Source organism: Mesorhizobium sp. WSM4820 (genome assembly GCF_055811075.1).
Genome location: NZ_JBVVQN010000004.1, coordinates 173056 through 186865 on the forward strand (window position 1 = coordinate 173056; position 13810 = coordinate 186865).

At 62.3% G+C, this 13810-nt stretch carries 13 protein-coding genes; 1 reads left to right on the top strand and 12 read right to left on the bottom strand.

Going from position 1 to position 13810, the window contains the following annotated elements; translation table 11 throughout:
• Nucleotides 1-23 precede the first annotated feature (23 nt).
• From AC0L2R_RS08875 to coaD, 11 genes are all read right to left on the bottom strand, one after another.
• Nucleotides 24-1433 carry a pyridoxal phosphate-dependent decarboxylase family protein gene (locus AC0L2R_RS08875; RefSeq protein WP_473508493.1) on the bottom strand — a complete coding sequence of 470 codons (1410 nt, stop codon included), beginning with the start codon at nt 1431-1433 and terminating at the stop codon, nt 24-26.
• A 55-nt stretch (nt 1434-1488) separates the two neighbouring features.
• Complete coding sequence (locus AC0L2R_RS08880; protein WP_128172385.1) at nt 1489-2220, bottom strand: proteasome-type protease; 732 nt, start codon at nt 2218-2220, stop codon at nt 1489-1491.
• Nucleotides 2221-2252: 32 nt separating this feature from the next.
• Nucleotides 2253-3047, bottom strand: coding sequence for a transglutaminase family protein (locus AC0L2R_RS08885; RefSeq protein WP_473508494.1), 795 nt, complete (start codon nt 3045-3047; stop codon nt 2253-2255).
• 117 nt (nt 3048-3164) lie between these two features.
• The gene (locus AC0L2R_RS08890; protein WP_473508495.1) at nt 3165-4106 is read right to left on the bottom strand and encodes an alpha-E domain-containing protein; all 942 of its coding nucleotides are present in this window, start codon (nt 4104-4106) and stop codon (nt 3165-3167) included.
• A gap of 172 nt (nt 4107-4278) precedes the next feature.
• On the bottom strand, nt 4279-5691 hold the full coding sequence (locus tag AC0L2R_RS08895) for a circularly permuted type 2 ATP-grasp protein (protein WP_473508496.1): 1413 nt from the start codon (nt 5689-5691) through the stop codon (nt 4279-4281).
• Between the two features lie 171 nt (nt 5692-5862).
• The gene (locus tag AC0L2R_RS08900; RefSeq protein WP_095492825.1) at nt 5863-6099 is read right to left on the bottom strand and encodes an Lrp/AsnC ligand binding domain-containing protein; all 237 of its coding nucleotides are present in this window, start codon (nt 6097-6099) and stop codon (nt 5863-5865) included.
• A gap of 217 nt (nt 6100-6316) precedes the next feature.
• Nucleotides 6317-7447 (bottom strand): tRNA guanosine(34) transglycosylase Tgt, encoded by a 1131-nt coding sequence (gene tgt / locus AC0L2R_RS08905; RefSeq protein WP_473508497.1) that lies wholly within the window; start codon nt 7445-7447, stop codon nt 6317-6319.
• Entirely contained in the window at nt 7444-8556 is a 1113-nt protein-coding gene (gene queA, locus AC0L2R_RS08910; RefSeq protein ID WP_473508498.1) for a tRNA preQ1(34) S-adenosylmethionine ribosyltransferase-isomerase QueA, read from the bottom strand. Before queA ends, tgt begins: the two co-directional genes overlap by 4 nt.
• A gap of 122 nt (nt 8557-8678) precedes the next feature.
• Complete coding sequence (locus tag AC0L2R_RS08915) at nt 8679-9191, bottom strand: peptidylprolyl isomerase (protein ID WP_091593716.1); 513 nt, start codon at nt 9189-9191, stop codon at nt 8679-8681.
• 29 nt (nt 9192-9220) lie between these two features.
• Nucleotides 9221-9811: a peptidylprolyl isomerase gene (locus AC0L2R_RS08920; RefSeq protein WP_473508499.1), complete on the bottom strand. Its 591-nt coding sequence runs from the start codon at nt 9809-9811 to the stop codon at nt 9221-9223.
• Nucleotides 9812-9885: 74 nt separating this feature from the next.
• Nucleotides 9886-10386 carry a pantetheine-phosphate adenylyltransferase gene (coaD, locus tag AC0L2R_RS08925; protein WP_473508500.1) on the bottom strand — a complete coding sequence of 167 codons (501 nt, stop codon included), beginning with the start codon at nt 10384-10386 and terminating at the stop codon, nt 9886-9888.
• A 326-nt stretch (nt 10387-10712) separates the two neighbouring features.
• Here coaD and AC0L2R_RS08930 point away from each other — a divergent pair, with 326 nt between their 5' ends.
• Entirely contained in the window at nt 10713-10865 is a 153-nt protein-coding gene (locus AC0L2R_RS08930) for a hypothetical protein (protein WP_473508501.1), read from the top strand.
• Nucleotides 10866-10924: 59 nt separating this feature from the next.
• On the opposite strand, the gene gyrA is transcribed toward AC0L2R_RS08930, so the two are convergent.
• Nucleotides 10925-13735: a DNA gyrase subunit A gene (gyrA, locus tag AC0L2R_RS08935; protein ID WP_473508502.1), complete on the bottom strand. Its 2811-nt coding sequence runs from the start codon at nt 13733-13735 to the stop codon at nt 10925-10927.
• Between the last annotated feature and the right edge of the window lie 75 nt (nt 13736-13810).

The window sequence follows — 13810 nt, forward strand, 5'->3', positions numbered from 1 at the left end:
GACGCAACTTTGCCGACCAATTTTCAGGCCAGCCGGCGGGCGATTTCGGTGATGACCCCGAATGCGGTGTCGATATCCGCCGCCGTCGTCTCGAACTGACCGACTTGAAAGCGGATCGCGACCTGCCCGTCCACCCGTGTCTGCGTCAGGTAGATGCGGCCATCGTCGTTGATCGCGTTGACCAGCCGCAGGTTGTGTTCGTCCGAATCGATGCCGGCCGCCCGATGCCGGAACGAGAACAGCGACAGCATCGGCTCCGAGACGATCTCGAAATCCGCTTCCCTGGCCAGCCGCTCGGCCAGCCCTTCGCTCCAGGCGACATGGTTGCGGATCATGGTCCGCAGATTTTCCAGCCCGTGGGCGCGCAGCAGGAACCAGAGTTTCAGCGCGCGAAAGCGCCGCCCGAGCGGCACCGACCATTCGGAATAGTTGATGATGCCGTCGCGCCCATGCGTCTCCAGGTAATCCGGCTTGATGGCCAGCGTCCGCACCAGGTCTTCCGGCCGGCGGATGAACTGCATCGAGCAGTCGAACTGCGCGCCCAGCCATTTGTGCGGGTTGAAGACGATGGAATCCGCCTGCTCCACGCCCGCCCAGAAATGCCGGTATTCCGGACATATCATCGCCGATCCGGCCCAGGCGGCATCGACATGCAGATAGAGGCCGTGCCGTTTCGCCACCGCGGCGACGCCGGTGATATAATCGGTGCCGCCGGTGCTGGTGCCGCCGACGCAGGCGATGATGCCGGCCGGCAGCATGCCCGCCTGCCGGTCGGCGACGACAGCCGCTTCGAGAACTGCGACATCCATGGCGCGGAAGCGGCCGGCAACCGGAATGCGCACGAGATTGTCCTCGCCGACGCCCGACACCCAGATCGCCCGGTCGATGGAGGTGTGGACCTGGTCGGAAGAATAGACGCGCAATATCGGCTGGCCCTGCAGGCCCTTCTTGTTGCCCTGCCAGTCGAGCGCGCGCTCGCGCATGGTCAGCACGGCGGCGAGCGTCGCCGACGATGCCGAATCCTGCATGACGCCGGCAAACCCTTCCGGCAGGCCAAGCGCCTGACGCATCCAGTCGACGACGCGCGTCTCGAGTTCGGTCGCTGCCGGCGAAGTTTGCCAGAGCATGCATTGCGCGGCCATCACCGAGACCAGATATTCGGCCACCACCGAAACCGGTGCGGCGTTGGCCGGGAAATAGGCGAAGAAGCGCGGATGCTGCCAATGCGTCATGCCGGGCAGGATTTTGCGCTCGAAGTCGGCGAAGATTGCCTGCATCGTTTCGCCATGTTCCGGCGGCGAGACGTCGATGCTTCTGGAGATTTCGCCCGGCTCGACGAGCGGCCGCACCGGCCTTTCGCGAAGTGTGCTCCTGTAGTCGGCACCCCATTCGGCCGCGCGCAGCGACCATTCCCGGAATTCGTTGCTATTCATCTTGCTCTCCGTCGCATCGGGCCCAGCGATCAAAGAGCACGAAAAACGGAGGCTTTCACTCGGGAAAGTCAGGCAGGCTCGCAAAAGCAGCCTTCAGTGCATTCGACCAGCCGTCCGAGATCGTCCGATAATATTGGTCGTCCTGGGCGATACGCTTCTTCAGGCTGACCTTGAAGGCGTCCTTTTCGTAGAACAGCAGGTCGAGCGGCAGACCAACCGACAGGTTCGATTTCAGCGTCGAGTCGAACGACACCAGCAGCAGTTTCACCGTCTCGGCGAAACTCATCGCCTTCTCATAGGCGCGGATGATGATCGGCTTGCCATATTTGGTTTCGCCGATCTGGAAGAACGGCGTGTCGTCGGTCGATTCGATGAAATTGCCTTCCGGATAGATCATGAACAGCCGCGGCGCGCTGCCCTTGATCTGGCCGCCGAGGATGAAGGAGGCATTGAAGTAGGAATCGGCCTTTTCGCCCGCCGGCGACGAACTGGCGATGACTTCCTTGACGGTGTCGCCGACCAGCCGCACCGTCTGGTACATGGACGGCGTTTCAAGCAGCGTGGCGTGGCGATCGGCCACCGCCTTGGTGCGTTCGTCGAGCAGGCTGACGACAGCCTGCGTCGTCGCCAGATTGCCGGCCGACATCAGCACGATGACGCGCTCGCCCGGCTGCTCCCAGACATGCATCTTCTTGAAGGTAGAGATCGAATCCATGCCGGCATTGGTGCGCGTGTCCGACATGAACACGAGCCCGCGATCGATCTTCAAGCCGACGCAATAGGTCATCGAATCCCTTTGGCAGCAAATCTTGCCGGGGATTACTGCTCCACGGTGACGGTCACCGCAAGCTGTTCTTCCGCTTGTCCCAGTCGAATTCCCGATACAGGCGTGGCGTCGCGGTAATCACGGCCGGTTGCCACCTTAACATAGCGTTCGTCGGGCGAAATGCCGTTGGCGACGTCGAACGCGACCCAGCCAAGGCCCGCAACATGCACTTCGGCCCAGGCATGGCTCGCCGCCTGCTCGACCGCCGCATCCATCATCAAATAGCCGCTGATGTAGCGGGCCGGAAACCCCATGGCTCGCGCGGCGGCGGCAAAGATGTGGCTGTGGTCCTGGCAGACGCCGGTCTTGAGCGCCAGCGCGTCCTCGGCCGGGGTCGCCGCGTTGGTGGTGCCCATCGTATAGGCAACGCGCTCGCCGATCACCGCCATCAGCCGGTGCAGCCTTTCGATATCGGCCCCCTCGCCAACCGAGGCCGCGAGTTCGCGAATACCGCCGCCGATCGTGGTCAACGGCGTTTCCTGGCCAAACAACCACAGCGGCGCGAAACCCTGATGTGGCCCGCTGACGCCTGATGTGTCGCGTGTCACCACCTCGCCCGATGCCTCGACGGTGATGAAATCGCGCTCGCCTTCGACGCTCAAAAGCCGCGTGTCGTTGCCGAAATGGTCGGTGAAGCGCACCTCTTCGCGCGCCCCTTCGATCTTCAGCGCCCAGGACAAGACGGTCTGTGTCGGTCCGCTGACTGGAAGCAGCCGCAGCCGCTGCAACAGATAGTGCACCGGCGCGTCGTAGCGGTATTCGGTCCGGTGAGTGATCTTCAGCCGCATTGCTCTCGCCCCCTGAGCATGATCTTTTCCGGAAACCGGCTTCCACCTTCCGGGATCATGCTCGTCCCCTGAGCATGATCTTTTCCGGAAACCGGCTTCCACTTTCCGGGATCATGCTCAATAAAACCTGTAGTCCTGCGCGATCTCGTCGCCGAGCCTGATGTTGTCGCGGATGAAATTGGCCAGGAATTCATGCAGGCCGGCGTCGAATATGTCCTTGATCGAGCCGGCGGCCAGCATGGCCTGGGTCTTGCCGGCTGTCACATGACAGGCATGGCGCTCACCATAATCGTCACCCAGGAATCTGAGATGCTCGGTCAGGAAGCGGTAGCAGAAGGTCAGCGAGCGCGGCATGCGAACGTTGAGGATCAGATAGTCGGCAATGTTGGTCGGCTTGTAGTCGGCCTCGTAGACCCAGCGATAGGAGCGATGCGCCGACACCGAACGCAGGATCGATTCCCACTGGTAGTTGTCGAGCGTGGAGCCGACCCACGAGATCGACGGCAACAGCACGTAGTATTTCACGTCCAGGATGCGAGCCGTATTGTCGGCGCGTTCGACATAGGTGCCGAGTTGCGAGAAATCGAAGATCTCGTTGCGCAGCATGGTACCGTAGAACGAGCCGCGGATCAGCGCCGTTTCGCGCTTGATCGCGTCGAGCACGCTGGGCAGGTCGCGTTCGTCGATCGGCTTGGCCAGCATGCGCTTCAGCGACATCCAGGCTTCGTTGATGCTTTCCCAGGTCTCGCGCGTCAATGCGGTGCGCACCATGCGGGCATTGTTACGGGCCGTTTCGATCGACGTCATCGTGCTCGACGGGTTGGATGTGTCGCGCAGCAGGAAATCGGCAACGTTGGCGGCGGTATAGTCGGAATACTTCTGCGTGAAAGCAGCGTCCGAACCGGCACTGAGCAGCACCGAATTCCACTCTTCGGAGGCGTTCTGGGTGCGGGTCAGCGCCATGCGCAGCCCGGCATCGACCAGCCGCGCCATGTTTTCCGCCCGCTCGATGTAGCGGTTCATCCAGTAGAGCCCGTTGGCGGTGCGGCCGAGAAGCATTCTACGCGGTCCTTCGGACGGTGAGTGGTGAATGGTGAATGGTGAATGGCCGAATTTTTCCAGGGCACGACGCCGCGTGCTTCATTTCAGGGCATTTCACCAACATCAACGACATGTCATCCTTATCTATTCACTATTCACTATTCACTATTCACTATTCACTATTCACTCTCTAATCATCCAGCACCCACGTATCCTTCGTCCCGCCGCCCTGGGACGAATTGACCACCAGCGAACCTTCCTTCAGCGCCACACGCGTCAGCCCGCCCGGCACGATCTGGATGCGATCGGATACCAGCACGTAGGGCCTGAGATCGACATGGCGCGGCGCCAGTCCCTTGTCGGTCAGGATCGGACAGGTCGACAGCGCCAGCGTCGGCTGGGCGATGTAGTTCGACGGTCTTGCCGCGAGTTTCTTGGAAAAATCCTCGCATTCCTTCTTGGTCGCCGCCGGCCCGACCAGCATGCCGTAGCCGCCGGAGCCATGCACCTCCTTCACCACCAACTCGTCGATATGTTCGAGCACGTATTTCAGGCTGTCCGGCTCCGAGCAGCGCCAGGTCGGGATGTTGCCGAGGATTGCTTTACGGCCGGTGTAGAATTCAACGATCTCGGGCATGTAGGAATAGATCGCCTTGTCGTCGGCGATGCCGGTTCCCGGTGCATTGGCGATGGTGATATTGCCGGCACGGTAGACATCCATGATGCCCGGCACACCCAGTGCCGAGTCCGGGCGGAAGGTCAGCGGATCGAGGAAAGAATCGTCCACCCTTCGATAAAGCACGTCGATCTGCTTGTAGCCTTCGGTCGTGCGCATCGCGACGTGGCCATCGACGACGCGCAGATCCTGCCCCTCGACAAGCTGCACACCCATCTGGTCGGCAAGGAAGGCATGTTCGAAATAGGCGGAGTTGAAGCTGCCCGGCGTCAGCACGGCAATGGTCGGCGCGCCCCTGGTGCCTTGCGGCCGCACTGCCGCCAGCGACTGGCGCAAGAGCTGCGGATAGTTTTCCACCGGCCGCACCTTGATCTGCTGGAACAGCTCGGGAAAGAGCTGCATCATCGTCTCGCGGTTCTCCAGCATGTAGGAGACGCCGGACGGCGTGCGCGCATTGTCCTCCAGCACGTAGAATTCGTTCTCGCTGATGCGAACGATATCGACGCCGATGATATGGGTGTAGACGCCGGCCGGCGGCCGCACTCCGATCATCTCCGGCAGGAATGCCTCGTTCTTGGCGATCAATTCCTTGGGGACGCGCCCGGCGCGCAAAATCTCCTGGCGGTGGTAGATATCGTCGAGAAAGGCGTTCAGCGCCTGGACGCGCTGCTCGATGCCTTGCGTCAGCCGTCGCCATTCATTGCCGGAAATGATGCGCGGAACGATGTCGAAGGGGATAAGGCGCTCGGAGGCTTCCTGCTCGCCATAGACGGCAAAGGTGATGCCGGTCTTGCGAAAGACGCGTTCGGCGTCCTGCATCTTTTCGGTAAGCCTGGCCGGATCCTGCTCCTTCAGCCAGCGATCGTAAGCCGAATACGGTTTTCTCAATCCGGAGATTTCCGGAAGCATTTCGTCGAACGCTGCCAATCGCTTACTCCCTGTCAGGCCATTTCACTGGCGTCACCGGAGAAAATCAAGCGCAATCGGTGATTTGCAGGATGTTGGCGATCAGTATGTCGCGACCTGCCTAAAATTAGGGCAGCGCCGATATGGCTGGGTCAGGCTTTGCCTTGTGCCCGGGCAGGCGGCAGGCGCCGCTCAGAACGCGCGGAAGGTGACCACTGTAAACGTGTCCTTGATGCCTGGAAGAATCTGCACCTTCTCGTTGACGAAGTGGCCGATGTCTTCCTCGTCGTCGACATAGAATTTGGCGAGCAGATCGTAGTCGCCGGCTGTCGAGTAGATTTCCGAGGCGATCTCGGCATCGGCCAACGCGCCGGCAACATCATAGGACTTGCCCAGATCACACTTTATCTGCACGAAAAATGCCTTCATTGCCCGATCCTGCTCAAGCTTGCACGCATAGGCCGCCCTTGTGGCAGACTGCCGCCCGGCTTTCAAGCATCAGGACGGCGCTCAGGCGGAACCGACTTGGAGGAAGAAGCTTAACTGCAGCCAGCCGGCGAATGTTCGCGGGGTGCTGAAACCGTGGAGCTCCGCCAAGCGCATGCTGTGCCTGCGCGCATCGACTCCGCTGAGCACTGGGGCTCGATTACATCGCTGGGATATCGCCCCGCGCCCAGCCCTCTGAAATTTCCGCCGCCCGCGCCTCGAACGCGCCGGCTTCGATGGCGGCACGAATGTCCTGCATCAGCTTTTGATAATAGGAAAGATTGTTCCAGGTCAGCAGCATCGCTCCGAGCGCCTCTTGCGAGCGGACCAGATGGTGCAGGTAGGCGCGTGAATAATCTCTGGCGGCCGGGCAGTCGCTCTCCTCGTCCAGCGGGCGCGGATCGTCGGCATGGCGGGCGTTGCGCAGATTGACCTTGCCGCGCCTTGTATAGGCGAGGCCATGGCGGCCGGCGCGTGTCGGCATCACGCAATCGAACATGTCGATGCCGCGCGCCACCGATTTCAATATGTCGTCGGGCGTGCCGACACCCATCAGATAGCGCGGCCTGTCCGCCGGCAGCTCCGGGCAGGTGATGTCGAGCATTTCGAGCATCACTGATTGCGGCTCGCCGACCGCCAGCCCGCCGATCGCGTAGCCCTTGAGGTCCATCGCTTTCAGCGCCTGCGCCGAGCGCAGCCGCAGGGTCGGTATGTCGCCGCCCTGGACGATGCCGAACATCGCCTTGCCCGGCTGGTCGCCGAACGCCGTCCTGCAACGCTCGGCCCAGCGCAGCGACAGCTCCATCGCCCGCTCGATCTCCTTCTCCATGGCCGGCAGCGCGGTGCATTCGTCGAGCTGCATCTGGATGTCGGCGCCGAGCAGTCCCTGGATTTCGATCGAGCGCTCGGGCGACATCTCATAGGCGGCGCCGTCGATATGGGAGCGGAAGGTGACGCCCTTTTCGGTGAGTTTCCTCAGCTTCGACAGCGACATCACCTGGAAGCCGCCGCTGTCGGTCAGAATCGGATGCGGCCAGCGGGCGAATTCATGCAGACCGCCAAGCCGCGCCACACGCTCGGCGCCCGGCCGCAGCATCAGATGATAGGTGTTGCCAAGGATAATGTCCGAGCCGACGCCGCGCACCTGATCCATATACATGGTCTTGACCGTGCCGCCGGTGCCGACCGGCATGAAGGCCGGCGTGCGGATTTCTCCGCGCGGCATGGTGATGGAGCCGCGCCGCGCTTTGCCGTCGGTCGCCAGCACCTTGAAGGTGAACGCTTTAGTCATTGAATTCCTTGTTCTATACCGGGCGCGCGTCCATCGTTCTCCTGCTTGAACAGCAGACTTGCATCTCCGTAGGAGTAGAACCTGTAGCGGTTCTCGATGGCATGCGCATAGGCCGCACGCATTGTTTCCAGACCGCAAAACGCCGAAACCAGCATGAACAGCGTCGAGCGCGGCAGATGGAAATTGGTCATCAGCATATCGGCGGCCTTGAAGCGATAGCCGGGCGTGATGAAGATGTCGGTCGGACCCGACCATCCGGCCAGCGTGCCGTCCTCCCGCGCGGCGCTCTCCAGCAGGCGTAACGATGTCGTGCCGACGGCGATGATGCGCCCGCCACGCGCCTTTGCCGCGTTCAGCGCCTCGGCGGTTTCCGGGCTGACCGAACCGATCTCGGCATGCATCTTGTGGTCGGCGGTGTCGTCGACTTTCACCGGCAGAAACGTGCCGGCGCCGACATGCAGAGTGACGAAGCGCCGATCGACGCCCCTGGCATCGAGCGCGGCGAAAAGCTTGGGCGTGAAATGCAGACCGGCCGTGGGGGCGGCGACAGCCCCCTCCTCCCTGGCATAGATGGTCTGGTAGTCGCTGCGATCGCGTTCGTCGTCGTCGCGCTTCGAAGCGATATAAGGCGGCAGCGGAATGTGGCCGACGGCGTGCAGCGCCTCGTCGAGAAACGGGCCTGAGAGGTCAAAACCAAGCAAAGCCTCGCCGGCCTCGCCCTTCTCGATCACCGTGGCATCGAGCTGGCCGAGAAAGCAGGAATTAGCGTCATGGCCGAAATGGATGCGGTCACCGGCGGCGATGCGCTTGCCCGGCCGCATGAAAGCCAGCCAGCGGTCCGGCGCCACCCGCATGTGCAGCGTGGCTTCGATTTGCGCCGCCGCTTCGCCGCGCCGCCTGATGCCCTTCAACTGTGCCGGTATGACCTTGGTGTCGTTGAAGACCAGCACGTCACCGGTCTCGAGCAGCGACGGCAGCTCGCGCACCGTCCGGTCTTCGAGACCTTCACCCGGCCTGACAACCAGCATTTTGGCGCTGTCGCGCGGTTCCGCCGGTCGAAGCGCGATGCGCTCCTCCGGCAGATCGAAGTCGAAAAGATCGACGCGCAAGAAAATCCCGCCTCAAAATTCCGGGCAGGTCACCGCCCAGGCGCCAACGATCGACCCCGTCGCCAGCGCCGGAGCGGCCGCTGCGGCAAGCATCAGAGTGATAGCCGCGACAGCCGAGGAGGTCATTTCACGTCGGCCGCGACCTTCAGCGACACGATCTTGTCGGGATCCGGCACCGGCTCGCCGCGCTTGATCTTGTCGACATTGTCCATGCCTTCGATGACCTGGCCCCAGACCGTGTATTGGCGGTTGAGGAAGGCGGCATCGTCGAAGCAGATGAAAAATTGCGAGTTGGCCGAGTTCGGGTTCTGCGAGCGCGCCATCGAGCAGGTGCCGCGGCCATGGTTGGCGTTGGAGAACTCCGCCTTCAGGTCGGGCTTGTCGGAGCCGCCGGTGCCGGCGCGCGCCGGTGCGAAAGAGGGCTTGCTGGAATTGCCGAATTTCACGTCGCCGGTCTGTGCCATGAAACCGTCGATGACGCGGTGGAACACCACGCCGTCATAAGCGCCTTCGCGCGCCAGTTCCTTGATGCGGCCGACATGGCCAGGCGCCAGATCGGGAAACAGTTCGATGACGACCTTGCCCTTGGTCGTTTCCATGATGAGCGCGTTCTCGCGGTCCTTGATCTCGGCCATGTCAGAATATCCTTTTGAAATAAATGGGTTTACTTGCCGTCGGTGGCGATGCGCACCTTGATCATGCGATCGGGATCGGTGACGACCCCGTTCTGCGCCGCGTCGCCTTTCTTGATCTTGTCCACCAACTCCATGCCGTTCTCGACATTGCCGACGATGGTGTACTGGCCATCGAGCGGCGGCGCCGGCGCGAACATGATGAAGAACTGCGAATTGGCGGAATCCGGGTCCTGCGAGCGGGCCATCCCGACCACGCCGCGCTGATAGCGCTCGGTCTTCGAGAATTCGGCCGGCAGGTCGGGAAGATCGGAACCGCCGGTGCCGACAGCGTCGGCGCTGAAGCCGTTCTTCATGTTGCCGAACTTCACGTCGCCGGTCTGCGCCATGAAGCCGTCGATGACACGGTGGAAAGCGACGTTGTCATAAGCGCCCTGGCGCACCAGCTTCTTGATCTGCTCGACATGCTTCGGCGCGAGATCGGGCCTGAGCGCGACGGTCACGTCGCCGTCCTTAAGCGTGATGATCATCGTGTTTTCCGGATCGGCGGCGAACGCCGAAACGGAGGCCGTCACAAGACCGAAAAGAACGACAAAACAGGTGGCGAGCCTTTTGAGCTGCATGGATCTTTCTCCGAAAACCTTTGTTTCGCGCATGTCGTTGCCCCAGACCGGTTTCCACGTTTGGGCGACATGCATTATTTCGCAAATTTGGCGGTGAGTGCGCCAGCCACGGCCGCCGGCACGAAGGGGCGAATGTCGCCGCCCATCGAGGCTATCTGACGGACAAGTGTGGCGGTAATGGTTCGCACCGAAGGGCTGGCGGGCAGAAAAACCGTCTGCAGTTCCGGCGCCATGGTCTCGTTCATACCGGCCATCTGCATCTCGTAGTCGAGATCGGTGCCGTCGCGCAGGCCACGGATCATGATCGAGGCGCCCTGCTTCCTGGCAGCGTCGATGACCAGCCCGTCGAAAGCGACGACCTTGATGCGCGCGCCGTCGCGGCCGAACTCGGCCTTCGTCGCAGCTTCGATGAGGCCGACCCGCTCCTCGAACGAAAACAGCGGTTGCTTGCCGGGATGAATGCCGATCGCCGCATAGACGGTGTCCGCCACGGCCAGCGACGCCTTCAGCACGTCGAGATGGCCGTTGGTCGGCGGGTCGAAGGAGCCGGCATAAAGGGCGATGCGTTCGGTCATGGCAGGTGCTTCTAGCGAGCCTCTCTCGCAAAGGCAAATCCGATCAGCGAGCCGCCAATGCATGTCGCCGCAAAAGCCTGCCCTTGGGCCTGACCCGAGGGTGCGCAGCGGTTCGGAACAACGGGATCCACCCGAACGGGGACTTCAAAGCGCATCGCCTGAGCCACGGTAATCGCGATGCGCTTTTGAGTGAACCTTTTGGCCGAGATGGACGACCAATGAATGGGCCGATCACGAAGGCTTCACGCAGCGTTCATTAGATTGCAGCTTCAGAAGATGAAACCAAAACCCCATTTGATCGTTGCTAGGTGCAGGAGAACACGCACATGCTGATCTACATGCTCGCCGCCGCAATGACCGTCGCCATGCTGATAGCCACCGTATTCGGGCTGCATCAGGAAGCAGAGCGCGTCCGCGCCAAGTCCAATGCCAAACGGCTCGAAGGCTTCGGTATCCGCAAGCCTTATCGCCACTTCTGAACCGGCCGCCATCTGTTGACGGCGCCGGATCCATCGGGCCGGCACTCCCCAATCAAGGCCTAGTCGACGTTGTTGTCCGGGCCAGCGCCTTCAGTACCGGTATCCAGAGTTGCGTCGCCCTCGACACTCTCTTCGGCTTCCTCGTCCGCTTGCGGTTCCGTTATCCGCTCCACCGAAACGACCTTCTCGCCGTCAGCAGTGTTGAAGATGGTCACACCCTTGGTGGCGCGGCTGGCGAAGCGAATTCCGTTGACCGGCACGCGGATGACGGTGCCGCCATCCGAGACAAGCATGATCTGGTCGTCATTGCCGACCGGGAAAGTCGCCACCAGACGGCCGATCTCAGCCACTTTCGACACATCGGTGGCGCGGATGCCCTTGCCGCCGCGCCCTATCTGGCGGAAATCATAGGAAGACGAGCGCTTGCCGTAGCCATATTCCGTCACCGTCAGCACGAACTGCTCGTGTGCCTTGAGGAATTCGTAGCGCTCGTCGGAAAGCTCCGTCTCCTCGCCGACCTCCTCATTGGTGAGCTGGAAGTCTTCGTCCTCGCCCGCCGCAATGCCGGCGGCGAGCCGCCGTTCGGCCGCCACCCGCTTGAGATAAGCGGCGCGCTCGGCCGGCGACGCATCGACATGTTCGATCACCGCCATCGAGATCACCCGGTCGCTGGCAGCCATGGCGATGCCGCGCACGCCGACCGAATTGCGGCTCTGGAAAACGCGCACGTCGCTGACCGAGAAGCGTATGCACTGGCCGGAGCTTGCGGTCAGCAAAACGTCGTCATTGTCGGTGCAGGTCTCGACGCCGAGTATCTCGTCGCCTTCCTCTTCCAGCTTCATGGCGATCTTGCCGTTGCGGTTGACCTGGACGAAGTCCGACAGCTTGTTGCGGCGCACCGTGCCGCGCGTCGTGGCGAACATCACGTCGAGCTCGCCCCAGCTGGTCTCGTCCTCGGGCAGCGGCATGATCGTGGTGATGCGTTCGCCCTGCTCCAGCGGCAGCATGTTGATCAGCGCCTTGCCGCGCGACTGCGGGTTGCCGATCGGCAGGCGCCACACCTTTTCCTTGTAGACGATGCCGCGCGAGGAGAAGAACAGCACCGGCGTGTGCGTGTTGGCGACGAACAGCCGGGTGACGAAATCCTCTTCCTTGGTCGACATGCCGGAGCGGCCTTTGCCGCCGCGGCGCTGGGCCCGGTAGAGCGACAACGGCACACGCTTGATGTAGCCGGAATGGCTGACCGTCACGACCATGTCCTCGCGCTGGATCAGGTCCTCGTCTTCCATATCCGCCCCGCCCTCGGACAGCTCGGTGCGGCGCGGCGTGCCGAACTCGTCGCGCACGGCGACAAGCTCGTCCTTGACGATCTGCTGGATGCGCGCGCGGGACGACAAAATGTCAAGATAATCAACAATTTCCGCGCCGATCGTGTTCAACTCGTCGGCGATCTCGTCGCGGCCGAGCGCGGTCAGCCGCTGCAGGCGCAGTTCGAGGATGGCGCGCGCCTGTTCCTCGGACAGATTGTAGGTGCCGTCCTCGTTGATGCGGTGGCGCGGATCGTCGATCAGCAGGATCAGCGATTCGACGTCGCCGGAGGGCCAGCGCCGCTCCATCAACTGCTCGCGCGCCGTCTGCGGATCTGGCGCGCTGCGGATCAGCTTTATCACCTCGTCGATGTTGGCGACGGCTATGGCAAGGCCGACCAGCACATGGGCACGGTCGCGCGCCTTGCGCAGCAGGAATTTCGTGCGCCGGCTGATCACGTCCTCGCGGAAGGCGACGAACGCCTTCAGCATGTCGGTCAGCGTCAGCAATTCCGGCTTGCCGCCGTTCAGCGCCACCATATTGGCGCCGAACGACGTCTGCAGCGGCGTGAAACGGTAGAGTTGGTTGAGGATGACGTCGGCGACCGCGTCGCGCTTCAGTTCGATGACGACACGGTAGCCCTGGCGGTCGCTCTCGTCGCGGATGTCGGAAATGCCTTCGATACGCTTGTCACGCACCAGCTCGGCCATCTTCTCGATCATCGACGACTTGTTCACCTGGTAGGGAACCTCGGTGATGACGATCGATTCACGGTCGTTGCCGCGCGCCTCGACATTGACGCGGCCGCGCATGACGATCGAGCCGCGGCCGGTCGAATAGGCGCTGTAGATGCCGGAGCGGCCGAGCACGATGCCGCCGGTCGGGAAATCCGGCCCTGGAATGATCTCCATCAGCGCCGGCAGATCGATCGCCGGATTGTCGATGAGGGCGATGGCGCCGTTGCAGACCTCGCCAAGATTGTGCGGCGGGATGTTGGTGGCCATGCCGACGGCGATGCCGCCGGAGCCGTTGACCAACAGGTTCGGAAAGCGCGCCGGCAGGACTTTCGGCTCGCTGCCGGACGCATCATAAGTGTCCTGGAAATCGACGGTGTCCTTGTCGATGTCTTCCAGCAACTCATGCGCGACCTTGGTCAGCCGCGATTCGGTGTAACGCATCGCCGCCGGCGGATCACCGTCGATCGAGCCGAAATTGCCCTGCCCGTCGATCAGCGGCACGCGCAGCGACCAGTCCTGCGCCATCCGCACCAAGGCGTCGTAGATCGAGGCGTCGCCATGCGGATGGTATTTACCCATCACGTCGGCGACCGGGCGAGCCGACTTCACATATTTGCGGTTCCAGTGGTAGCCGCTCTCATGGGCGGCGTAGAGGATGCGGCGATGCACCGGCTTCAACCCGTCGCGCACGTCGGGCAGCGCACGGCTGACGATCACGCTCATCGCGTAATCGAGATAGGAGCGCTGCATCTCCTCGATGATGGATATCGGCTCGATGCCGGTGGGCCCGCCGTCGGCGCCGCGCGGTGTCTTCTGGTCGGTCAAATCAGGTCACAATCAAATCGGGAATCACTCGGTGCTTATATAGGAAGCCGGGCCGAAACTCCAACGCCCGCGGCA